General features: G+C 38.7%; 18 protein-coding genes. 6 read left to right on the top strand and 12 right to left on the bottom strand.

The features are described 5' to 3' along the window. Window positions 1–168: 168 nt before the first annotated feature. Window positions 169–2,010, bottom strand: a complete 1,842-nt coding sequence (locus PPBDW_RS20485; protein ID WP_107187424.1) for a hybrid-cluster NAD(P)-dependent oxidoreductase — start codon at window positions 2,008–2,010, stop codon at window positions 169–171. 194 nt (window positions 2,011–2,204) lie between these two features. Between PPBDW_RS20485 and PPBDW_RS20480 the strand changes: the two genes are divergently transcribed. Continuing rightward, on the top strand, window positions 2,205–2,777 hold the full coding sequence (locus PPBDW_RS20480; protein WP_036792214.1) for a cytochrome b/b6 domain-containing protein: 573 nt from the start codon (window positions 2,205–2,207) through the stop codon (window positions 2,775–2,777). A gap of 102 nt (window positions 2,778–2,879) precedes the next feature. Here the strand turns inward: PPBDW_RS20480 and PPBDW_RS20475 are convergent, their stop codons facing one another. The 9 genes from PPBDW_RS20475 to katG form a co-directional block, all read right to left on the bottom strand. Next, a complete protein-coding gene (locus tag PPBDW_RS20475; RefSeq protein WP_036792207.1) occupies window positions 2,880–4,046 on the bottom strand; it encodes a glutathionylspermidine synthase family protein in 1,167 nt (388 codons plus the stop codon). Between the two features lie 3 nt (window positions 4,047–4,049). Then, the gene (locus PPBDW_RS20470; protein ID WP_036792205.1) at window positions 4,050–4,646 is read right to left on the bottom strand and encodes a DUF1190 domain-containing protein; all 597 of its coding nucleotides are present in this window, start codon (window positions 4,644–4,646) and stop codon (window positions 4,050–4,052) included. Window positions 4,647–4,665: 19 nt separating this feature from the next. After that, window positions 4,666–5,079 (bottom strand): DUF350 domain-containing protein, encoded by a 414-nt coding sequence (locus PPBDW_RS20465; RefSeq protein WP_036792203.1) that lies wholly within the window; start codon window positions 5,077–5,079, stop codon window positions 4,666–4,668. Between the two features lie 18 nt (window positions 5,080–5,097). Then, complete coding sequence (locus tag PPBDW_RS20460; RefSeq protein ID WP_036792200.1) at window positions 5,098–5,724, bottom strand: YjfK family protein; 627 nt, start codon at window positions 5,722–5,724, stop codon at window positions 5,098–5,100. Window positions 5,725–5,789: 65 nt separating this feature from the next. Next, the gene (locus tag PPBDW_RS20455; RefSeq protein WP_036792198.1) at window positions 5,790–6,473 is read right to left on the bottom strand and encodes a PspA/IM30 family protein; all 684 of its coding nucleotides are present in this window, start codon (window positions 6,471–6,473) and stop codon (window positions 5,790–5,792) included. A 3-nt stretch (window positions 6,474–6,476) separates the two neighbouring features. Beyond that, complete coding sequence (locus tag PPBDW_RS20450; RefSeq protein ID WP_327082933.1) at window positions 6,477–6,869, bottom strand: DUF2170 family protein; 393 nt, start codon at window positions 6,867–6,869, stop codon at window positions 6,477–6,479. 531 nt (window positions 6,870–7,400) lie between these two features. After that, window positions 7,401–8,165, bottom strand: a complete 765-nt coding sequence (locus tag PPBDW_RS20445; protein ID WP_036792195.1) for a TerC family protein — start codon at window positions 8,163–8,165, stop codon at window positions 7,401–7,403. 259 nt (window positions 8,166–8,424) lie between these two features. After that, a complete protein-coding gene (locus PPBDW_RS20440) occupies window positions 8,425–8,793 on the bottom strand; it encodes a hypothetical protein (RefSeq protein ID WP_036792193.1) in 369 nt (122 codons plus the stop codon). Between the two features lie 404 nt (window positions 8,794–9,197). Beyond that, a complete protein-coding gene (katG, locus tag PPBDW_RS20435) occupies window positions 9,198–11,384 on the bottom strand; it encodes a catalase/peroxidase HPI (protein WP_036792190.1) in 2,187 nt (728 codons plus the stop codon). Between the two features lie 420 nt (window positions 11,385–11,804). Between katG and mltC the strand changes: the two genes are divergently transcribed. Further along, entirely contained in the window at window positions 11,805–12,965 is a 1,161-nt protein-coding gene (mltC, locus tag PPBDW_RS20430; protein ID WP_036792188.1) for a membrane-bound lytic murein transglycosylase MltC, read from the top strand. Window positions 12,966–13,478: 513 nt separating this feature from the next. On the opposite strand, the gene murQ is transcribed toward mltC, so the two are convergent. Together murQ and PPBDW_RS20420 are read right to left on the bottom strand one after the other, a co-directional pair. After that, window positions 13,479–14,384 carry an N-acetylmuramic acid 6-phosphate etherase gene (murQ, locus tag PPBDW_RS20425; RefSeq protein ID WP_036792186.1) on the bottom strand — a complete coding sequence of 302 codons (906 nt, stop codon included), beginning with the start codon at window positions 14,382–14,384 and terminating at the stop codon, window positions 13,479–13,481. A gap of 99 nt (window positions 14,385–14,483) precedes the next feature. Beyond that, window positions 14,484–17,912, bottom strand: coding sequence for a molybdopterin-dependent oxidoreductase (locus PPBDW_RS20420; protein ID WP_036792184.1), 3,429 nt, complete (start codon window positions 17,910–17,912; stop codon window positions 14,484–14,486). Window positions 17,913–18,013: 101 nt separating this feature from the next. On the opposite strand from PPBDW_RS20420, the gene PPBDW_RS20415 reads away from it, so the two are divergent. The 4 genes from PPBDW_RS20415 to norR all read left to right on the top strand — a co-directional run bounded on the left by PPBDW_RS20415 (window position 18,014) and on the right by norR (window position 25,749). Continuing rightward, window positions 18,014–18,928 (top strand): LysR family transcriptional regulator, encoded by a 915-nt coding sequence (locus tag PPBDW_RS20415; protein WP_036792182.1) that lies wholly within the window; start codon window positions 18,014–18,016, stop codon window positions 18,926–18,928. Between the two features lie 123 nt (window positions 18,929–19,051). Further along, a complete protein-coding gene (locus PPBDW_RS20410) occupies window positions 19,052–19,885 on the top strand; it encodes a MurR/RpiR family transcriptional regulator (protein WP_036792180.1) in 834 nt (277 codons plus the stop codon). A gap of 273 nt (window positions 19,886–20,158) precedes the next feature. Beyond that, a complete protein-coding gene (locus PPBDW_RS20405) occupies window positions 20,159–24,076 on the top strand; it encodes an AsmA family protein (protein ID WP_036792177.1) in 3,918 nt (1,305 codons plus the stop codon). Window positions 24,077–24,225: 149 nt separating this feature from the next. Next, entirely contained in the window at window positions 24,226–25,749 is a 1,524-nt protein-coding gene (norR, locus tag PPBDW_RS20400; protein WP_036792170.1) for a nitric oxide reductase transcriptional regulator NorR, read from the top strand. Window positions 25,750–25,755: the final 6 nt, after the last annotated feature.

The raw sequence follows: 25,755 nt of genomic DNA, 5'->3' as shown, positions 1-25,755 counted from the left end.
CTTTTAAATGACTTTTTTATTGTGAATTTATACAAAAACGGCCTCTTGAATAAGAAGCCGTTTAAATCAACTCGTTTATTACGACAGTTTGCCGTTATATTCACCAATCAATATTTTTCAAACTCAACAAAGACAATAATATCCGCGCTCTTTTTATAGAGAAAAAGCTTACTTTGTGATTTCAAGATCTGTTTTAGGGATACAGCAACAGGCTAATATTTTACCTTGCTGTCTTTCTTGTAGTAATAACCCAGGAACATCAGGCTGCTCAACTTGCCCTGAGGCTAATGTCACTTTACACACACCACAAAAACCAGCTCTACAACTGTAATTAAGGCCAATACCCGCAATTTCCGCTTGCTCTAACAAGGTTTTCTGATTGTCACCACTAAATATATGCCCATTAATATTAAGATTTAATGTTTGTTTAGGCGCTAATGTTCCACGTAAAGGACCAAAAGCTTCTTGATGATAACGCGCTGGGGATACGCCCATTTTTAACAATAGTTTTTTAGCGGCAACCATAAATGCATCGGGTCCACATACAAACACTTGTCGTTTATCTAAATCACTGATCATCGCTAAGTGACTAATACTTAATCGCCCAGATTCCCCCTCCCAATCGCGTCTTGGTTGACTAAGAACAATACGTAAATCAAGTGATGGATGCATATTTTCAAGTTGATGTAATTCTTGCAGAGAAGGAATATCAGCTTCTGTACGACATTGATGATAAAACACAACATCACGAATATTATCGTGATCAGATAAATACCTCAGCATCGATAGCATCGGCGTGATACCACTCCCCGCTGACAGTAATAATAATTTATCGGTATGAATACCTAAATGAAAATCACCATCTGGTTTGTCAGCGACAAGTACATCCCCAACTTGAAAATGTTGATGTAGCCAATTAGAGACTCGTCCATCATCAATCCTCTTTACAGAAACAGCATAGCGTCCAGGTCGAGAAGGACTAGATGATAAGGTATAACGTCGTGAAATAAATTCACCATTAATTTCAAGTTGCAACGGTAAATGTTGCCCCGGCAAATAAGGCGGTAAAGGTAGCTGCTGATGCGACTCAAACCAAAAGGTTGTAAAATCAGCGGCAATATCCTCACGCTCTACGCAGGTAAGTAATAATTTCGTTTCAATATTATCAGCGTAAATTTCTTTTGGCTTTGTTGCTAGTATTTCAATCTCATCCCCTGCACGAATAATACCTTCATTAAGAGCAACTAAGTTTTGTCCAAAAAACACTTCCCCCATCGCATCTGCGCGAAAGGTAGCCATCGTTTTTAAAGGTTCTTTAAGGGGACTAAAATATCCAGTAAGTGGATCAACCGTCGTAAGAATACAGCGCGCACACGGTTTGACAGCTTCAAATTCTACCTCACCAATACGGATCCGTTTCCAACCATCTTCGGCAAATGGTTCAGTATTAGATACGACTAAATTAGTTCGAAATTGTGCCATTGTATGTCGCTCACTACTACGTTCATTTAACGCTGATAATGATGCCTCACTAATAACCAACAGCGGATAGCCATCAGCAAAACTGACATTATGACCAATTTTAGGTCGAACCCGATTTGATTGTTGACCACAAAAAAGTAACTGTACCGAATGACTAATAATCTCGCTGAACCATTGGTTAGCTAATGCCGTCGTTGTGTATGCAGAAAAATTATCATTCCATACTGTCGCTGCAGCATCCTCCATCGCAAAATCAGCATACTGTAAGACTAAATCAGCTTTATTAGGGTATTGCAGTACTAACCCTGTCATCGTCAGGGTTGCGGTAATTTTAACCATTTGCGGATATTTACGAGCGGTTATCATTATCCCATCGTCACTGGCCACCATAAAACGACGGTCAAAGGCTAACCCTTGCTTTTCAACCCAAGCTTGAGATTGGGTTAACGCAGCTATCGATTTTACTGGATAAACATGTATTTGTGATAATGTCGGTACTATTGAAGGTTGACTCACGGTGATCTCCATACACAGAAAACAAAATATCCCTAACAGACTTAACTGCAATTATTTAACATTTATCGCCAAATAAACAGCTAATAGCTTTATTTATGAATAATTATTTTGCTTTGTAGTGACAGATAATTACATCTCGAAAACGACCACCTATGCTAAATTTATAAAAATTCAATCCCCTTCGTTATTATTTTATTGGAGACAGCATGCCCCTTTTACGTTCCTTTTGGCGTTATATTAGTTATTACTTTCCTAATGTCGGATTGCGCCATCTACACACCACCCTTGCTGGATTAATTATTCTCCAAATATTAAATAGCAACCTATTGCACATGACACATGCTGGAGCAGTAAAAGCAGGTATGTTTAATACGCTTTTTTTATGGCTGCATATTATTTTAGGCTCACTGACCGTCATTGCTACGCTTGGAATGATTATTTTCATGCTAACTAAGCAATCTTTTAGACAGTTTTTCCCTTATCTTTTTGGTGATAACACCGTTTTAAAAGATGATTTAAAGCAGATTATAAAAGGGAAATTACCAGAACCACGAGAACAAGGTTTAGGTAATATTATTCAAGGTTTAGGAATTGGCGCATTAATTTTAATTGAGGTAGCGGCATTACTATGGTTAGTACTGTGGCTAAATAACTCCCCTTATGCCAATGACGCACGTGAAATACATAAATCACTCACAGGGCTAATTGAAGCTTATTTAATTGGTCATGGTGGCATGGCACTACTGCATTTCTTTGTGGAACGTAAACGTTTTAGTTAAGTACATCAATATGAGAGCTACTCAACAATAACTAGAGTCTGAGTACCAAAATTCGGTAGGCTATAATTAGCTACCGATTTTCTTAGATCCCACACTCTCGTCTTATAGAATAATATGAGGAATAAAACGAGATGAATCTTTAGTTATTAAAGTATTATCTTCACGGATAGAAAGACCCGCAGCTTGATCACCAATAACCCAACTACCAATAACGGTATAATCGTCTCCAAATTTAGGCAAAGGATGAAACGCCTGATAAATATAACCTTCTTCACCATAGTCGCCATCGGATTCAGCAATAACTTTGCCCTCTTTTTTTATTTTAACGTTGGCCCCTTCTCGTGAAAAGATTGGCTTTTTAACAATACCTTTTTTATCATCGAGTAAATGTTTCTTATCTGAAAAATAAGCAGGTAATAAGTTAGGATGATGAGGATATTTCTCCCATAATAACGGCAAAATCGCTTTATTTGAGATAATCGCTTTCCACGGTGGTTCTAAATATAATGTACCATTATCTAAATATTTCGAAAAATCCTCTCGAAATAGCATTTCATACGGGTACAACTTAAAAATCCATCGAATAACATGATCATTCAGATCCGTAAACTTACCCTGAGCATCTACTCCAATATCTTCAAGATAAATAATTTTGGGTGTTAATCCTGCAACACGAGCACAATCAGCAAAGTATGTTATGGTTCCATAATCTTCTTCACCACCCTCAAGGCTGCATGCAAAATACAATACTTTTGTTTTGGCTTTTTTAGCTAACGTCGATAAACGCTCAATAAACTTTTCTTGAAATGAATTAAATTGGTCTGCAGCGCGTGATATTCGATCTAATTTCACATTGTCTTCTAACCAAATCCACTGCCAGAAACCACACTCATATGCTGAGGTTGGTGTATCAAAATTAGCTTCGAGCAATTTAGCCGGATTTTTGCCGTCATAACTAAAGTCAAACCGTCCATAAAGCGATGGTTCTTTGTTATACCAACTATTCCGTACAAGTTCCCAGTTCGCCTTAGGTATAGCAAATTTTTCCATTAGAACATCGCTGTTTACGACATCATTCACAACAGCAAGGCACATTTGATTAAGTTCCTCCGTTGGAGCTTCGAGATCGTGTTCAATTTGCTTTAAAGAAAATTGATAGTAATAACGTTCTGTCCAGTATTCCTCTCCATCAAAAGTATGGAATCGAAAGCCAAATTCATTGGCCGTAATTCGCCAATCTGAGCGCTCTTTTATTGGGATCCGTAACATTAATTAACCACCCCAGCCACGACTACCACCCCAACTCGATTTTGCACTCGCTTTAGAGCCAAAACCACCGCGTGAAATTGTACGGCTAACAGCAGGTTTTTCATTTTTATATTTGCTTTTATAATTCTGAGATGTCGATTCTTTATAGCGACCCTGAGTCCATTGACCCATATCAGAGTTTCGCTTTGAGGATGGATAATAAATGGGCTGAGATGAATACTGACGACCATTGTCCATCATTCGTCCAACAATAAAACCTGCAAGTGCCGGAACCCAATAACTCGTGTTATTACTGCCTTGTATCTGACGACAATTATCAGTGCCAGAAGACTGACAATCACTTTCTGAATCAAACTTTGGTGCAGCATCCACAGCCTGTTGATAAGCCGTTGCACACATTTCTACTTGTTTGGGGTTGGAACTGTCAGCATTAATACAATCTTGTAAGGAATCATATTGGGTTTGCGCTAACGTTTCGTTATCCTTACAGCCAGCTAACACTATGGTTGCCCCTAAAGCAACTATCGTGATCGGAGCCCAATTCTGATACTGGTACGATTTACGCATCTGATTACGATGAATATTACTACTACGTTTCATAATATAATCCTCAAAGTCATTAATACGTCATGCACGCAGCATTTAACAAACCAACAGCAATCGCAATAGACGCTAAAATAACGCCTGCAGACACTTCATCACGTTCAATACGCTCAGCAATTTTAGGAAGGAAGATAATACGAATAATAAAATACGCTATCACTTGTGATACGAGTGCTACAACACCCCAAACAGAAAAATCTAACACACTTTGACTATTCGAAATCGCAGAGCTAACAGCAAGGGCATATCCAATAAACGAACCACCCATTCCAATAGCTGCCGCTACATTACCACTTTTAATCAATTCCCATTCTTTATAAGGCGTCACTAGTGGGAAAATAAAACGAAAAACGACCAAGAAAATTAAAGAGATCCCAAAATACAACCCAAAATCACCGAGGGTCGATAAACTCACCATTAAATCCGACATCTACTATTCCTTGTATTTTTAATTAACTGTAAAATCACTTGGTTGTAGCTCAAATGCCGTACTTAATACCAAGCAACGATCAACACTATTATTAACTACCTGTTCTTCTGCTGACACGATCAACACTTCACATAAATCTGCGTTTACGTCACGGCTATACAACATCACAAATTGATCCGTTCGACTACACTCAGTTTCAGAAGTCCATGTTGTTTCTGTCATCGCGACAGGTAATTCGTTTTCCCATAACTTTGTAAAATTAACACCATCAAGATCCCAATGTGATTTTACAACACCTTTTGATAACCATTCATTCCAGCGCATATCAGTATCAATCGGGGTCGTTGAATAATAATAAGAAAGCATGCACTGCTGCACATCAGCATCCGACTCTCCATTCATCAAAACCTGAACCATCGCTTCATCATCAGTGTAATAACGAATCAATCGCGTCGAATTATCTAACTGCACCACACCGACAGCCTGAATTAATTGGGTTTTTGCTGCACCAGAAATGGTTAGATCTGGTTCAATGATTTTCATTTTTAACGCATCTAATTCGATGACGCCGCCTAATCTCAACCCAAGAACTTCTGGAATGAGAGACTTTTTCTCTACTGGTTTTTTCTTAAAAAAATCGAACATATAAACACCAAAAATACCTTTTACCTCACGATAAAAGGTATAAAAAAGACGCACAAGGAATGACGTTATTTACCCAAAATTCGAGCAAGCTCATCTTCTGCTGATGACGTTGATTTTGAAATACCCGCCTCAGCTAACTTTTTATCTAATGACGATGATGAAGACTCAGACTCTAGCTCTTCTGCCGCTTCAAACTTAGCAGAGGCTTCTGCTTGACGCGCTTTAATACGATCTAGAGAATCTAATGCGGTACTCATTTTACTATTACTGCCTGCATTAGCGGCCGCCACAGAGCTTTGCGCTTTAATGACACTCTCTTGCGCCGCAACAACATCAACCTGTTGTTCGATTTGACGTAAGCGTTCTTTTGCCTGAGCAATTTTACTTTTCATCGTTGTTTCAGATTTTAAAAATCCATCACAATATGCTTGCTCTGTAGATTGCTGGCTGCGTAACTCAGCGACCTTTTGTGCACACTCAAGCGCTAACTCTTGCTGGCCTTTTTCCATTGCTGTACGAGCATGTTTTTCATATTCATTAATGCTAGCATCAAAGCTATTCACTTTTTGTTGTGAGAGCTTACGTTTTGCGATAATTGAAACCAGCGCTTCATCCGATTTACGCAACTCAACCTTACTTTGACGTAATTCTTCATTCAAAATCGTAATAGCATTAGCGTCAGCAACAGATTCTGCAGCGGTATTCACCGAACCACGCACTAAATTAAACAATTTTTTAAATACACTCATGGATTACGCCTCGGTTAATAATGGTTGATACATTTCAAGAAAGCCCTCAACATTCACAAATAATGTTGCTACTTCAATTAAAATACTCTCTTGCTTAGATTGGCTACTCAAACTACCAAATGCGATATAATAATCATCACCATCAACTGTATGGATCGAAATATTGGTCAATGGAAACATTTCATGAGTACGTAAAATCGTATCATTAAGCTTTACTACATCAGTAACCATCGCCATTGGAAATAGAGGTGCTTCCACCAAAATTTGCTCGCCGGCAAGCGCCACATAAGCTGAAACACCATCTTGATTACGAATAATAATCGTCTGATCCGTTTGCTCAATTTTCCACTGATCATTTTTACTTAAAATTTCTACTAATTGATCAACAGTCCACATATTCATTTTCCTTTGAGTTAATAATCAAAAAATATTGATATATCATCATTAAATGGTATCAGAAAGCAAATAATTCAAGGGTTATTATTTAATCAATTGTCATAATTTTTCATAACGTGAGCGTTTATCGATTTTTCTTACTCTGATTCTTATAAAAAGAATGATAACTCTGTACACAACCTGCAAATCATAGAGGAAGATATTTACTCTCAGTTCATTGAACGTAATGTTATAAATTTAAATACAATTTAAAAGGGAAAATTAAAAAGAAAATATATTGATGGTAGAAGATCTGGACTAAACTGTTTTTAGTATTAATGATGGTTCAGCATTCGCTATATTTTAAACCAATACATGATTTAACTATATCAATACATACCGTTAGGAATAGTGTCTCACTTAAGGGAGTATGCGGATTTTATTTTTAGCGATTAGAATATTGATGGAGAAAATGTGGCTATATGGATATTGTATGAAACTAATACCGTCCATTTAGGGTGAACGGTATTAGCACTATTTTTTATTTGAAGCTTACTTCGCTTTGATTGCCCAACCACATTGTTGTGGATAGACACGTTTAATTATTTTCTTATTCTGCTTCTTAAGCAAAATATGACAAGTTTCAATAATTAAACCAAAAGCCATTGCGAAATACACATATCCTTTGTTCAAGTGAATTGCAAAACCTTCAGCCATTAACATACCGCCCAACATAACTAAGAACAGTAGTGCTAACGTTTTCAACCCAGGGTAGCGCATCACATAATCGTTAATTTTCTCAGCACACAGCACCATAATCACAGCCGATGCCAAAATAGCAGCAACCATAAGTGGAACTTCGCTTGTTAAACCAACCGCAGTGATTACTGAATCCATTGAGAACACTGCATCAACTGCAACAATCTGCAATAATACTAGCGCAATACCCGCTCTCACTGTACTTGCTTGTTGATGATGAGCATGACTGAAGCACATCCACAATTCTTTTAAGCTTTTCGCTAATAAGAATGCGCCGCCACCAATCATAATCAAATCGCGCCCAGAAAAATCATAACTCAACACATTCACTAATGGTTGTGTTAATGACATTACCCAACTAATAGAGAATACTAGTCCGATACGAGCAGCAACAGCTAACGCTATACCAATATTACGAGCCATTTTGCGCTGATGTAATGGTAAACGTTCACAAAGTACAGAAATGAATACAATATTATCGACACCTAATACCACTTCCAGTGCAAATAGGGTCGCAAAGATCATTAACGCTTCAGGTTGAAGAAATAATTCTAGCATTGAACAAACTCCATAGAAGAGGAGTTAGGAATTAAAGAACAACTCGAGGGGTCGTCCATATGTGTTTTGATACCTCAATAAAGAATGAGCCTGTATTTAAGCAATAAATACGATAGTTGAAAACACAACAAGTGTAACTAAATGTAATGGTTTTCATAAAAGATGACATTGGTTATTATCCGTCATCTCGAAAGCGAAGCATGAGCTATCCGTGATCTATTTACGGTGCCACTGAGCATTAAAGACACCAGCAAAAATATTATACGAAATATTGCATCTTGTTTTTTGTTACTAAAAACAAAATAATACCTCCCATTAAACCAGACAGTGAACCAATGAGCCCAACACCAATATACAAATTCATTAAAACACCAAATATAACAACAGCATAAAACCCATATATCGCTATCTTTTTCCACATCCATATGCTAATAGCTAAAAATACATTAAATAAGGACACACCTCCTAACAGATAAACTACCCCTAAAGATGTCTTTGGAAATGCAGTTATAATCATGTCTGGATTTAAAAAATAAACAAAGACAGACAAAAGATTTATGACCATCATGAACGCCAAAAATGCCGTTAGCCAAAATCCACGTTTCTTTTCTTCAATCATCTTCACCATTTAAATTATCTCCCTCAGATATTATCAAACCCACAACAACTTATTATATTAAAAACTTAGCTGCATTTATTCTTTGGAAAATATGTTCATATTCTTCACGTAATAATACAAAAAAATTATAACTCTGATGGTTTATTACATTTAACATCCAAGATAAATCACAAAATCGAGGGCTCATCTTTTAATTACTGACTTTTTTCCAATACAACAAGCTGATAATAGATTCCCTATCTCGTTCGTAACCTCACTGTAGGGAATGACGGAGGATGGTTCGCATTCACTATAGGCAGGGAATGATGGGGGGAGTTGGACAATAACGGAATAATACCCATAAAAAAAGAGGCGCTGATAATCAGCGCCTCTCATTCAATATTATCGAGTAGTGATACTACTGAGCTGTAACCTTATTTTTTAAGGTCAAAACGGTCAGCATTCATTACTTTAACCCACGCATTGATAAAGTCATTAATGAACTTATCTTCAGCATCAGCACACGCATAAACTTCAGCGATTGCACGTAGTTGAGAGTTAGAACCAAATACTAAGTCAACACGTGTTGCCATCCACTTCTGCTCACCTGTCTTACGATCAGTACCAGCAAAGATATCTTGGTCAACAGATGTTGGTTTCCATACTGTTGCCATATCAAGTAGGTTTACGAAGAAATCATTAGTTAATGTTTCTTTACGATCAGTGAATACACCGAATTCGCTAGCTTGATAGTTAGTATCAAGAACACGCATACCACCGATTAGCACTGTCATTTCAGGTGCTGATAAAGTTAGCAACTGTGCGCGGTCAAGTAATAGCTCTTCCATTGCAACAGTGTACTTCGCTTTTTCGAAGTTACGGAAACCATCAGTAATAGGCTCAAGTACTGCAAATGAATCAACATCAGTTTGTGCTTGAGTTGCATCCGCACGACCAGCAGCGAACGGTACAGATACATCACGGCCAGCTTTTCTCGCTGCCATTTCAATACCAACACCACCTGCAAGTACAATCAGGTCAGCTAGAGAAATTTCTTTCGCAAAGTTAGCCTTAATTGATTCAAGTACAGTTAGTACTTTATCTAGTTGAGCTGGCTCGTTAACTTCCCAATCTTTCTGAGGTGCTAGACGAACGCGTGCACCGTTAGCACCACCACGCATATCAGAACCACGGAATGTTGATGCTGATGCCCATGCTGTTGATACAAGCTCACGTACTGATAGACCAGAATCTGCGATTTCTTCTTTTAATGTTGCAATATCTGCATCATTAACAAGATCATATTCAACTGCAGGGATCAGATCTTGCCAGATGAACTCTTGAGTTGGAATTTCAGAACCCAAGTAACGAGCACGAGGACCCATATCACGGTGAGTAAGTTTAAACCAAGCACGAGCAAATGCAGCTGCAAATTGTTCAGGGTGCTCATAGAAACGACGTGAGATTTCAGCATAAACAGGATCAACACGTAGTGAGATATCTGTTGTTAACATTGTACCTTTGTGCATTCCATCACCGAATGCATCAGGGTATTCATCACGACCGTCTTTAGCGATCCACTGATGTGCACCTGCTGGACTCTTTTCCAATTCCCACTCATGGCTAAATAAGCTATGGAAGAAACCAGTATGATTCCATTCTGCTGGTGTTGTTGTCCAAGTAACTTCAAGACCACTTGAAATTGTATCAGCAGCATTACCACTACCGTAGCTTGAAGACCAGCCTAAACCTTGTTCTTCAACAGCAGCAGCTTCAGGTTCTGCACCAACATGCGCAGCATCGCCTGCACCGTGAGTCTTACCGAATGAGTGACCACCAGCGATTAGTGCAACAGTTTCTTCATCATCCATTGCCATACGAGCAAACGTTTGACGAATATCATCAGCCGCAAGTAATGGATCTGGGTTACCATCTGGACCTTCTGGGTTCACATAAATAAGACCCATTTGAACAGCTGCTAATGGATTTTCTAATTCACGAACTGCGTCATCTTTTTCATAACGAGTATCATCAGCTAACCACGTTTTTTCTTTACCCCAATAAACATCTAGCTCAGGTTCCCAGATATCAACACGACCACCAGCAAAACCGATTGTTTCAAAGCCCATTGATTCTAGAGCAACGTTACCTGTAAGGATAATTAGGTCAGCCCAAGAGATTTTATTACCGTATTTTTGCTTGATAGGCCAAATTAGACGACGTGCTTTATCAAGGTTAACGTTATCAGGCCAGCTGTTTAATGGTGCAAAACGTTGGTTACCAGTACTTGCACCACCGCGACCATCAGAAGTACGGTAAGTACCTGCACTATGCCAAGCCATACGAATAAAGAAAGGACCATAATGACCAAAGTCTGCAGGCCACCAATCTTGAGAATCAGTCATTAAATCACGAAGATCTTGCTTAACTGCTTCTAGGTTTAATGTTTTAAATGCAGCTGCGTAGTCAAAATCTGCACCCATTGGATTTGATTCACTACTGTGTTGATGTAATAAACCTAATTTAAGTTGATTTGGCCACCAATCACTTGGAGAAGTACCATTACCTGGGTTAATGGATGGATTAACGGTTTGTGTATGATTAAAAGGGCACTTTGACATTATTATTATCCTAATTGTTCGTATGATTATTGATAATCATTAAATATCATATTGTTTATAAACATAGCGTAATCAAAAAACATAGTAACGTTCTTTTTATGGATAAATTTAAAATCTAATTCTTTAGATTTACCCATCGTAGTTGACCAGCTCGTTTATTCTATTTAGATAATTTATAGCACTAAAAGAGATAAAGACAATATTAGTTTTCTATTAATTCAATAGGTGATAGTTATTAATAAATAACGCCTTTTATGATTAAAATAATTCATCGTAACCATTAAAAAAATTACATCAATAAACGCTATAGCTTAGGTAAACTAATCCCTCTAAAATCAATGACATTTAGCATCAAATATCATAGATATGCTATTGATACCTTCAAAGCAGATCCATGGTTCAAAATAATTAGGGATCATAATGAAAAAGGCTTGGCTCGCGGTCACTGCTTGTTTATTAACCGTATCATGTTCATCATCTCCGACACCTGATTGTATTTATAATTGCGCGCCTTCGACTAATGCTGGCAATAATAATCATAACAGTAACCATAATGGTAACCACAACCATAATAGTAATAACAATCATACCGCTCTTACTGAAGCGCAACGTCAAGCATTATTCAAATACCTCGAGAACCAAGTCAAAAAGCAATGGGGTGACAAAGATTATTTACAAGCAGGTAAACACCGCTATGTGAAATATTTTGATGGCTACCGTACACGAGCGCATATTGATTTTGACAATGGTAAGATTTATGTATCTACGGTTGCGAATTATGCTCCAGAAGCGACGCTTAAAAAAGCGATTGAAGAAACCCTATTAATGCCAGCAGATCCATCTCAAGTTGATATTTTTAGTGATAAGTCAATCCCATTAAATGGTAAACCTTTTTTATTAGGCCAAGTAAAAGATCATGAAAATCAAAATATTCAATGGCCTTGGCGCGCGGGTAAATATGCTGACTATCTGATAGCTAATAAACTTAAAACAAAGAAACTCCAGCATGGCACTGCGTATTATGTTGAAATTGATATGGTAAATGATCATCTTGAGCAACGTGAATATCAATATGCAGATCTTATACGTCAAGCAGCCAAACGTTACGATATCGATGAAGATTTAATATATGCCATCGTCAAAACAGAAAGTAGCTTTAATCCATTCGCAGTTAGTCATGCTGGCGCCTATGGATTAATGCAGGTTATTCCTAAAACTGCAGGTGCAGATGTCTTTAATCTGGTAAAAAACAAGCCAGGTATTCCGACAAAAGAATATTTATTTGATCCCGCAAATAATATTGATACTGGCACTGCCTATTTCTATATTTTAAAAAACCGTTACTTAAAAGAAGTCCAGCATCCAGTGACAAAAGACTACGCTATGATTTCAGCTTATAATGGCGGCACTGGTGGCGTATTGGCAACGTTTGATACTGATCGAAAACAAGCAATGAAAGATATCAATCAATTACAACCCAATCAGGTTTATTGGGCATTAACCAATAAGCACCCCAAAGCAGAAGCCCGCCGTTATTTAGAAAAAGTACTCAATTTTCAAAAAGAATTTGAATCGATGTAACCCAGTAAAGCCGCTTTATAGCGGCTTTTAAATTTTGGTATAAATAAAGTATTAAATTAAAAATAAATCAAATTAATATAAAATAGATAAAAAATCACACATGGCAAAATGCCATATAAAAAACAAATAAATATTAATCACTTAAAATAAATTCAATTATTTAATACATTGTTTATTTACTATAAACGAATAGTTCAACATTTATTTTAAAAATGTTTACTCGCTATATAGCAGATCTGACATAACGATAACAATAGGACGACTGTCTCTGTATATTGTATCGATACTACTCCTGATATAAGTATTTTGATTACAGTATGACTTCTTTACTAGTACTATTTATATTGTCTTCATCCGCATTAGTTATTTCTTTGCGTTTATGTAGATTTAATGATAATTCTAACAAACAATCTGTAGTACAGCATAAGCACACACAAAAATATAATAATGTTAGTTAATAAATAAAACACACACCACGTGTTGGTGTGTGTTTATCATTAACAATGATATTACTTAACAGTTTTTCGCAATTGCAGACCGAATATAACCATTATTTTGCTGTAGAAGTGTTTTCGCTGTCACATTATTGACTCCCGTTAATATCATCACAATTGCAGTTTTACAATGACCATTACACGCATCTAATGCAGCCTCAGCCTGTGCACGATCACACTCAGTTGCTTGCATCACAATATTTTTTTGGCGCTCAACCAGTTTGGCATTAGTGGCCTCAACATCTACCATCAAATTGCCATAAATTTTACCAATACGGATCATTGCGCCGGTAGTTAGCATATTCAGGACTAATTTTTGTGCTGTGCCTGCTTTCATACGAGAAGATCCAGTCACAACTTCAGCACCAACAACTGGAGTGATCACAATATCAGCTGCAGCCGTCATGGGACTTTGCGGATTACAACTTACGCAAGCAACAATAGCATTAACTGAACGCGCATAAGCCATTGCACCTAATACATAAGGTGTCCGACCGCTAGCAGCAATACCAACCAAAACATCACGCGCTGAAAAATTAATTGCTTTTAAATCTTCAGCACCCATTTCTATATTATCTTCGGCATTTTCAACCGCTTTTAAAATAGCTTGATGGCCACCAGCAATTAAACCAACAACTTGTTCTGGAGCACTGCCATATGTAGGCGGACACTCACTTGCATCCAGGATGCCTAATCGGCCAGAAGTACCTGCACCAACATAAACCAATCGGCCACCATTTTGAAAAGCAGCAGCAATAGCATCAACAGCTTGTGCAATGGCTGGCAATGTTTGTTCTACAGCCAGCGCCACTTTTTTATCTTCATCATTGATAACTTTCAGCATATCTAGCGTAGACAAAGTATCTATCGCTTCGCTAGCACTGTTACGACTCTCAGTGACTAAATGCGTTAAATCAATCTTCATTGTAATTCTCTAATACCTATAACGTTATCGATAGCATAATCGATAAATACTGTTATTTGAGTAACAATTTTCATTATTTATTTCAAATAGCTGCTCGATTTATATATCTAAGATCAAGTCACTCGTTGGTATCGCTTGGCAAGCTAAACACATTTGAGGATCTTCAGGTTGCTTGCCATTAAGATGGATTACTTGTCCTGAAACAATACGAACGGCACAACTTTCGCATTGCCCTACTCGACAACCACTAGGCATCGCAATTTTCATTTTATCCCCAAAATCTAAAATAGAACCATCAGCAGAAGTCCAAGTTACATCATCTTTTTTAGATCGTAAGAATTTCACTTTAAACTGCTGATTAGTTTTTATTTTAACAACTGACTGAGATTGAAAAGCTTCACTAAAAATATCAAACTTTGCCACATCTCGTTCAATCAATTGCTCAGTAATTGCTTGCATCATCGGTTCAGGTCCACACAAATAAAATCGTGCGCGCTGTTCAAGTAAAGTATCATTGACTACTGCCGCTGTAATAAGTTCACTCGTTGCATAATCTTCTCCTTTGTTATCCCGTGGCAGAGGATCATTATAATGGTTAATAACATGCAATTTTGGCATTCGATGAGCTAACGTATTCAGTCTGTCTGCAAATGCATGTGTGTCACTATTTAAGTTAGCGTAATATAGCCACACTTCAGGCATCGTCTCGGGTTCTGAAATCGATTCTAGAAAACTAATAAACGGAGTGATCCCTATACCACCAGCAAAGATGACTACTGGATAATCAATCTTCTGCGGCAGAGTAAAATTACCACTTGGTGCACTCAAATGAACAATATCGCCTTGCTGTAAATGCTGATGAAGGTAGCTCGACATTTTACCCTCAACGATATTTCCTTGTTTATCTCTCCCTGTTTGATGTCGTACAGCAATCGTATAACGGGTGCGATCTGCAACTTGAGCAGCCCCCGTTAAAGAGTAAGCTCGAGTAATTTCCGCCGCCGTCCCTTGATTAACACATAAACTAATATGCTGTCCTGCAAGATAATCGGGGAGCTGACGGTTATCATTCGCCGTAAAAGTTATCTCCATCACCCCATTAGTAAGCAATTTCTTTTTAGTGATAACAAAGGCAATCTTTCCTGCCCATGGACGCCTATTACTCACAAGTTCAGTTGATAATGCAATATCACAACAACCTACTCGCATTGGTACAGAGCCACTAATAGCATCGGTTTTTCTAGCGCTGATAAGACGGTTATAATTACTGCTTCCCAAACCTGAAACAGGAAAACCGTCACGACCAATATCATCACATGCTTGCCACCAACCGTATTCGGCAGCCACTACGTTATCCTCTAAATCAGGGTCTACTGAGACACAAAAATGCGCTTGCCCCTCTGCTGTTTTAATTATTATCCAATCACCATTATTAATCCCCTTCTTTGTCGCCACCGAGCGACTAATAAAAGCCATCGGTAATGGTGCACGCTTACGTAATGAAACTAAATTACGCTGTTGGCTGTGGCAGTAATAGCCATTTTTAACGGAAGTCAATAGCAACGGCAAGGCTACATCAACGGCATTAGCCTGCTTTATTTCTGGTAATGGCGCATAACCTGCATTAAGTAACGTTTCAGAATAAATTTCGACCCGCTTTGATGGCGTATCAAAACCATTCACTTTTCCTTGATGAAGATGGCGATATTGCAGAGTTGACTGCTGCAAAGGGAAGCTTATGCCGGCAGGTTTTTTTCGAAGTTGGGCGACAGTCAAACCTAATGGATGCAACATATGATCCCAAGCGGCTTCTATATCACCGTTAAAAAAAACATTCCCCATACCTAATTTTTTTGCCAGAGCAAACACAATTTCAGTGTCTGATTTAGCTTCTCCGCGGCTAGTCACCATTTGTTGTCGCAATTGGATATGACTAACAGCCTCGGCATTAATCTCAAATCCAGCTCTAATCGCTTCACGCTCCCATGGCGTATTTACGGGTAATAGTACATCTGCATATCGGGTTGTCGGAGTTTCAAATAAATCACAATGAACATGAAACTCAAGCTGCTGAAAGGCCTCTATACCAAGCTCAGTATCTGCTTGGCTTAATAACAAGTTACCGCCAAAAGCAACAAAACCACGCACCTTATAAGGCTTAGCTGTAATGATTGCTTGGTACATATCTCGCGTACCAATCCAGCCCTGTTTAGCTGGCCCTAACGGTCTCTCTTTCAACCCCAAGGCTTTAGCTCGCTGCTGCTTAGTCATAAGATCCAAGCCATTCATTTTATTAATTGGCGGTTGTGTATAACGACGATTTCCTCCTTGCTGATCAAAACTTCCCGTTAAAGCGTATAAAATCGCAATTGCACGCTCAGTTTGGGTGGCATTCAACTGCTGGGCAATACCTGTCCATGCGTGATAAGCCACTCGATGACTGGAGGCAATTAACTTGGCAGCCTTGAGTAGATCTGGTGCCTTTACACCGGAAATAGCTTCTACTTGATCAGCGGTGTAATACTCACATGCTTGTTTAAGCAAAGAAAAGGAGGGCTGACAAACAACAGTGGTACCATCTTTTAAGAGGATCGGATATTGGCCTGATAACGCTAATTCTGCACCAAGATTATCTGCAATCACCAGATCACTGTTATAAGACATTAATTGCTGCTGCTGGGTATTCCACACCACATAATCACCATCAGCAATTGTTATCTCGGCACAATCAATCGCTTTTAATAATGTCTGATCATCACTGCGTACTAAAAATGGCGCGTTAGTCCAACAACGAACAAACGATTGATCAAACATATCATCAGTAATCATTAACTGAATTAATCCCATTGCAACAGCAGCATCTGTGCCTGGCTTTACTTGCAGCCATACATCAGCACTAGCAGCGAGTGGCGTCTTGCGAGGATCTATAACTAATGTTCGCGCTCCGCGTTTACGCCCTTCGCCAATAGCATTTGCTTGACTGAGCCACGTATTGGTAGGGTTATGTCCCCACAACATAATTAAATCTGCATTGCTATAGTCAGCAATTGGCATTCCACAGCCAAAAGTAAAAGCATGAGCATGATCTTTATGCCAATTACACACTTCGGTGCCATAGCAAATATTTGGGCTACCAAATGCATGAATAAAGCGCTCTACCCAATCAATACTATCGGACATTGGCGTACCACTGGGGGTTGTTACTCCAAATGCGACAGCCTCGGCACCACTTTGTTTTTTTATCTTAGTGAGGTTTTCAGAGACGATATCCAATGCTTCATCCCAGGAAATTCGTTGCCAGCCAGGATCTGGATTTGTTTTAGGGGTCGTCCTTTTCATCGGAAACTGAATACGATTAGGGTTGTGAACTAACTCAGGAGCAGCACGCCCTTTCATACACATCGCAGCTCCTGTTGGATGTGTAGGATCAGGCTCAACTTTTATTAATTTATCATTTTTAACCTGATTTATCGTCCCACAACGAGAACGACATAATGAGCAATAACCTTTCTTATATTCTATCGACATAAACAAATAGATCTCTTGGGTACACAATAAGACCAATGTATAAACCCACCACCAATATTGCTAATATATATTTTCTAACAACCAATATAGATAAAAACAATATGAGCCATCCACTTTCTTTACGTCAGTTGGAATACCTAGTGGCAGTAGCTGAAACAGGGCAAATTTCTCGAGCGGCATTACGTTGTAATGTGTCGCAATCATCAATGACGATTGCATTAAAAAAACTCGAGCACATACTAGACTGCAAGCTACTGATTCGACATGCTAAAGGTGTCGACCTTAGCGCTGCGGGTGAAGTATTTGTTATAAAAGCTCGTAACATTCTAAACGATGTTGAACATGCAGTAGAAAGCATTGTATTGCCACCAGCAGACATGACAGGACAAATCCGATTAGGCATTACCGAAACTTTTTCGGCATATCTACTCCCGACATTACTTCCTGCACTTCGTAAGCAATTTCCCAATATTATATTTAACATCCATGAATGCGATAGAGCAGATATTGAACAAGCACTCCTTACCGATACACTCGATCTCGGCATTATTATTGTTTCTAATCTACAGGAAAAAACGCATTTACATTATGAGATAATGTTACGTTCTGAACGCAATCTATGGCTTGACCCCGAAAATCCGTTGCAATACTCAACAACGATCACCTTAGCAGATGTCGCTCAGCAGCCGTTTATTTTATTAGATATGGACGAACATCTTATTAATGCGGCCGCCTACTGGGAAGCATCACAATTAGCACCTAATATTCACTTTCACAGTCGCTCACTAGAATCTGTTCGTAGCCTCGTTGCGATGGGGCAAGGTGTGACAATTCTTTCTGATTTAGTCTATCGCCAATTCTCACTAGAAGGTCGTCGTCTTATTCGCCGCCCACTTAATGAACAATTACCCACCATGAATGTCGGTTGTATATGGAAAAAGCAACCATCATTAGTGCCAAACCTTTCTGACGTTATTGAATTTATTCGTAAGAAAATCACCGACACACAACAGTAGTCGCTGCTATAACTATCAAAATATAGCGATAAATACATTGCTACACAGAGAAGAGAAAAATCATGCTTTTATCAGCTACTATCGCTTATGATAAATACATAACTATCGACAGATAATAACGCTATGACCATTATCGCTAAAATTGCTAATATAAAATCGCAACTATCACCGAGTGCACAAAAAATTGCCGCCTTAATATTACAACAACCCGCAGCAGTCGTGTCATTGTCTTCTCTCCAACTCGCACAACAAGCGAACGTTGGCCAATCGAGTATTGTTAAATTTACCCAAAAACTCGGCTTTACTGGCTTTCCTGCTTTCAAAAATGCCATAAAAGAAGAATTAGCTCGCCAGCAAGCGATTGGTAATGATCCTCAACAATTACAAAACCAAATTAGCCATAGTGATACATTAATAACCATTGCCCAAAAATTAGCGCATCAAAAAACAGATGCCATTATTGAAACCACGAATGCAATTGATGAGCAAAATCTTAAAAATATCATTGCTTTATTTATCAATGCACAACGTATTCAACTGGTCGGTTTTGGTCATTCCGCCATAATCGCTAAAGATTTCAGTACTAAGTTACTCACACTTGGCATGATGGCTATTGCAGAACAAGACAGTCGGAGCCAAATTGATATCGCAAAGACCCTTGGCCCAACCGATATTCAATGTCATATTTGTTATGACGGTAATCATCAAGATGCATTACTTACCGCTCATAGTGCAAAAATGAAAGGCGCAACATTAATTGCTTTAACGTCACCCCACTCCACTCCGTTACGGCAATTAGCACAATTTTCTCTTGATACACTAGCAATCGAAACATCGAATCATAGCCAATATCAACCACACAATTATTCAATTGCATCACATGCAGCGCAGCAGACCTTAACTGACCTCTTATTTATGGCATTAACTCACCAAAGCCAGTATCACACTCAGTTATAATGCATAGCTCGTCAATCGATAATTAACAACTTAACCAATTAATAACTAAGGTATGCCGACATATTTCGTTAAAAATCCACTAACAATGCATTTTTAGCAATGAAAATACGAAAAATGAATGGAACCACAGACATTGCGGAATGTCACACTGTATAATAGATCTCATAATATACCGTTCCAGCGCTAACAATAAACTAAGTAAAACATCACCCTTTTACTCATAATCACTGCTGGATTTATCTTTCATGACCACGGATAGAAACTGAATAAGTAATGACACAAGATACCCCCCAAACCACACCTACTGTTCGCAAAAAAAAGACACTGCAAAAAGTAGCAGTATGGACAATAGTTGCACTGTTAACGCCTATCGTCACGATCTCGGGTGTACTCGCTTATGGTGTTAAACTTGATCTAAGTACTCATCGTAGTGAAATTAATCAATGGTTAACTAAGACTCTTGACCGCAAAACTGATATTAAAGGCAGTATGGCATTAACACTTTCCTTTAGCCCTGAAATAGAGCTAAGCGATGTGACTATTGCCAACCTTAAATCAATGCCATGGCAGCCAATGCTAAGTTCAGGCTACATTGCTGCTAAAATTTCGGTATTACCATTACTGCAAAACACCCTCAAAATTGATTATCTTAATCTTAAAGATATTTCTTTAAACTTACTTCGTGATCAACAAGGTCATGAAAACTGGGTATTTAAAAAACAACCGACACCGTCAAAGCAGCCATCATCATCAACAGCATTTAAACTGGTATTGAGTAATAACATCAATGCCGAAAAAGTTCGTGTTAATTATGAAGATCAAGCTAAAAACACTTATTACGATGGTTACCTCGATCATCTTGCACTTACCAAGCCTGATAAATGGTTATTAGTCGCTCAAGGTGATGCCATGGGTAGCGAATATAACCTTTCACTGACGGGTGACCTGCAAAAATTAATTAATAATCAACACGGTCAATTATTTGCAAAAGGCAGCTTTGCTGGTGCGGAATTAGATGTTGATGCCAACATTACGCCATTCAGTAGCGGTGATGATTCGACGGCAAATATAAGTTTAAATTGGAAAGATACTAATCAAATTGCGAGTCTGTTAGATCTTGATTTACAACATGTTGCTCCCTTATCTATTACTACAGAACTCAGTGCATCAAATAAAGGTTTTGCCTTTAAAGATATACAAGTTCGTAGCCCCATTACCTCTGCTAATGGGCATATTAACGTTCGTTTTGCACAGAATGCACAGCAATTAAATATCATTAATGGCAAGTTAGATATTCCCGAAATCGATCTTCGTCCATGGCTACAACCACAGCCACAAATGATGCGTGCCTCTATGTATGCAGCAGCACAACAATCCCCACTACAAAAAGCATTAGACCAATGGTTGGTAAAAACCCGTACTCATTTCGCATTGAAGATTGGTGAGATTAAAGGACTCGGTACTCCCGTTAATACTATCTCACTCAATATTGATGGCGAAAAAGGCAAGTTATCTGCACCAATGGCAGCGAATATTGCCAATGTAGCATTTAAAGGTAACGCCAGTATTGATGCTACTGAATGGACATCTAAAGTTGACGTAACCTTAGGTGCTAAAGATTCACAATTAGGCGAAATGGCAGGCTGGATCTCAGGTTTACCTAACGCAACGGGTCATCTTAAAAATGCTCAACTGCAATTAACGACTGAAGGAACAAAACTACAAGAATGGTTAGATAATAGCCAACTTGGGCTCACGATTAATGATGCCAATGTCGACTGGGGCGCTAAAGCTTCATTTGCAATTGATAAAGCCAAGCTACACTCAGGTATGGAACAACCTTTCAGCTCTAATGTTAGCGGTAAGATAATGAATATCCCCGTCACTATTACTGCTAAGGCTGGCACATTATCAGACATTATTAATCATCGAGATTGGACCCCATCACTGCACTTTTCAAGCCCAGTGATCGACATCAAAGCCCAAGGAAAATTAGTTCATACGCACTGGCAACAAGGTAGTTGGTTTGATCTCAACGTCCACAGTAATGATGCTGGCAAACTGAGTCCATGGTTAGGTACTCGTGCTTCTATGCATGGCAAAATTAACTTCACGGGTAAGCTAACAAATACCGGTGAGTGGCTGGATCTTGCGATTCCTGATGTAACCTTACTGAATAGTCAGGGAAAAATAGATTTACAGTGGCGACCACAACAAGGCCATCAGTTTTTAAAACTTAACAGCCAATTTAACACCCTTGATTTTACTCAGCTTAGTCAGTTTGTTGATAAAGCAGCTTTGCCGAAAGTTGAACAAACAGTCCCGACCCAAGGCGTTAACCTTGATGTACCGATTTTGAGCAATAAAGTCGTTATTGCAGATGCTGATGTTAATTTGCACGTCAATAAGATGCTATGGGCGAAACAACAAGTCGATAATATGGCATTTAAAGGCAAAGTACGTGACGGAAAACTAAGTAAATCGCCTTTTAGTGCTAGCTATGCAGGGAGTGTTTATCATGGTGATATTGCGTTTAACATTAATAATCAACTCATTAATTCACAATTAAATTTAGCAGTCAATAAACCAAACATTGGCCGCATTTTACACCAATTTGATATTGTTAATAATCTAGGCATGAGTTTAGATAGTGCCAAACTTGCAGTGTCGTTATCAGGACGCACACTGTTAGAATTAATGGAACAGGCAAAGATTGATGCTCAGCTTAATGGCGGTAAATTAAAACTTGCCGATAGTTACACTGGTAAAGCATTTAATATAATCCTTAATCAAGGTCATTTCGTTACAGGTCCAAATACAGCAACTCACCTCACACTTGATGGACGAGCAGCCAATAAACCCGTTGCGATTAACCTCGATTCAGTATCGTTAAAACAAGCCAATGATGGCCGTAAATCGATTCCGGTTAAGCTCAGTGCAAATGTTGGCGAGATTAGTTTTAAAGCCCAATCGCAAGTTGTGTTACCGATTGATCCCAAAAAACTCAATCTTACCTTTGAAGCCACTACGCCAAACTTAAATCGCTTCGATGACTTTACCGGTATAAAGTTACCGCCTTATGGACCAGTTAAAGTCGCGGCATCGCTATCTATGGATAAAATTGGTTACCACCTACGTAACATGATAATCAACGTTGGTAGTAGTACTCTTAAAGGCCATGGTGATTTCTTACCTCCGCTTAAAGGTGATGGCCGCAATCGCCCCGATGTGAAATTGGTCCTTAATGCACCTTTTATTCAGATCAACGATTTCAAACTTAAAAACTGGCAAGCATGGCTACCAGAGAATCAAAAGTCGAAGCAAGTGATTGCCTCAAATCATCAACCTGTCGACGCAATTAGCCCACAAGGATTAAATTTACTCAACGCTGTTTTTAAACTTAATGTCGGTAACGTACGTTCAGGCAAAGATTGGTTAGGCGCAGGTAAATTAGATTGGACCTTAAATAATGGTCTACTAACGCTGAAACCATTACATATCCAGTTACCTGGCGGTGATATCAATATTGATGGTTCCGTTGTCGCTAAGGGTGATAAATTTGCGATTAAACTTAATGGACTGGTTAAAAATTTCGACTATGGCATTATTGCCCGCCGTATCGATCCCAAAACCGATATGCACGGTAAGATCAGCGCTAAATTTAATCTCAGTAGTATTGCTAACACACCTGAAAGCTTAATGAATAACGCCAACGGTTTTATTGGATTTGCAGCATGGCCTAAAGCCTTTCAAGCAAACTTAATTGACCTGTGGGCGGTCAGTCTAGCTGATGCGGTATTGCCAACGTTTACCACTAAAGATAACTCAGTACTAAATTGCGTCGCTGGCGGCTTTAATATTCATAATGGCAACATGAAACAACGTGATTTACTGCTTGATACTTCACGAATTCAAGTTCATGGCGCATTTGATGCTAGCTATAAGAAACGTGATTTCAATTTATATTTATCACCGCAATCCAAAAAAGCACAAATATTCAGTTTACAAACTCCGATTGAAGTTCACGGAACGTTTGACAAATTTAATCTTGAAGTACCATTATCAGCCATTCTTAAAACCTCAATTCGGTTCACCACGAGTCCTGTAGTTGCACCGCTGCAATGGCTATTTGAAAAACCGATTGCTGCTAATGGTAGTGCTGAGTGTCAACGAATTTGGCAAGCGCAATAATCAGCAGACCTCCTCAACTTAAAAGATGGATCTCAGATCCATCTTTTTTATTTTTTATTGTTTTCAAATAAAGAATCACCATCCAAGCTGTGATGTGATAAAGACATCAATATTGCTGACATAGAATAACTCACATTAGCTAGGTTGTTATGAATTCAAAACTCAATAATGTATTACTTAATATTGCCCTTAATCTTAGTGCTAATCTCGCCAGTGATCAGCATTATCAACATTTAATTGATGGTATTGATCAAGTATTTCCCTGCGATGCAAGTGCTTTATTTGTACTCGATAAACAAGGGCTGTTAATTCCTGTTGCAGTTAAAGGTTTATCTCCAGCCGTTCTCGGTCGACGTTTTTTCCCGCAAGCCCATCCACGCTTAGAAGCGATAATGGCCACTAAACATCCGCTACGGTTTGATGCCGATTGTGCACTACCCGATCCTTTTGACGGTCTTTTATTAAATGAAAATCAAGCCATTGATATTCATGATTGCCTTGGTTGTAGTTTATACGTTGAGGGACAACTCGTCGGCGTACTTACGCTAGATTCACTGACAGTAGGCGCATTTGATAATATAGAAACAGTTGCCATTGAAACATTTGCCGCTCTAGCTGCTGCAACATTACGCAATATAGCCCAATTTAATGCCCTTAAAGATCAACATAAAAAACAAAAATCACTAACCGATACGTTGATCCAACAAGCACGCTCACAACAAGGTGAGATGGTTGGCATTAGTCAAGCCATGCAACGATTACGCACCAATATCGCTACAGTTGCCACATCTGACTATGCCGTATTAATCAGTGGTGAAACAGGTACAGGTAAAGAATTAGTCGCTCATGCCCTTCATGCTCAATCTTCGCGCGCAGACACACCAATGATTTATATTAATTGCGCAGCTCTACCTGAAGGCTTAGCGGAAAGCGAATTATTTGGCCATGTAAAGGGCGCGTTTACTGGAGCCAATAACCATCGAGCGGGTAAATTTGAACTCGCTGATGGTGGCACCTTATTTTTAGACGAAATAGGCGAATTACCTCTTTTACTACAAGCGAAATTACTGCGTGTACTTCAGCAAGGTGAACTCCAACGCGTCGGTAGTGATCAGCATTTGCATGTCAATGTCCGCATTATTACTGCCACTAACCGTCAATTAGAGACAGAAGTCGAACTCGGTCACTTTCGAGCTGATTTGTACCATCGCCTCAATGTATTTCCTATCTTTGTGCCATCATTACGTGAACGCCACGATGACATTCCGGTTCTTGCTGGCTACTTGCTAGAAAAAGTTCGACACCAATTTAATCTTCCTAACCTTCATATATCACCTAGTGTCTTGAGTATGCTCGAAACGAAACAATGGCCGGGGAATATTCGTGAATTAGAGCACACCTTAACGCGTGCAGCATTACGCGCAATTCAAGATAACCAACATACGATAGCTAGTCACTATTTCGATATCCCCCTGACCAATGATGTTAAAAACACATCACCATTTTTTCCATCTCACTCCCAGCCAATGCGACAACTAATCGAGCAATATCAAAAACAACTTATTGAGCATGCACTTGAAAAAACAAATACCAATTGGTCCCAAGCTGCCACTTTTTTACAAACGGATCGTGGCAATCTTTACCGTATGGGTAAAAAGCTCGGTATTAAGTAAGATTTA

This window comes from Photobacterium kishitanii (assembly GCF_000613045.3).
In the GTDB taxonomy this organism is placed as follows: Bacteria; Pseudomonadota; Gammaproteobacteria; order Enterobacterales; family Vibrionaceae; genus Photobacterium; species Photobacterium kishitanii.
Note: the sequence above shows the minus strand (reverse complement) of the source record. Positions and strands in the feature narration are given on the sequence as shown.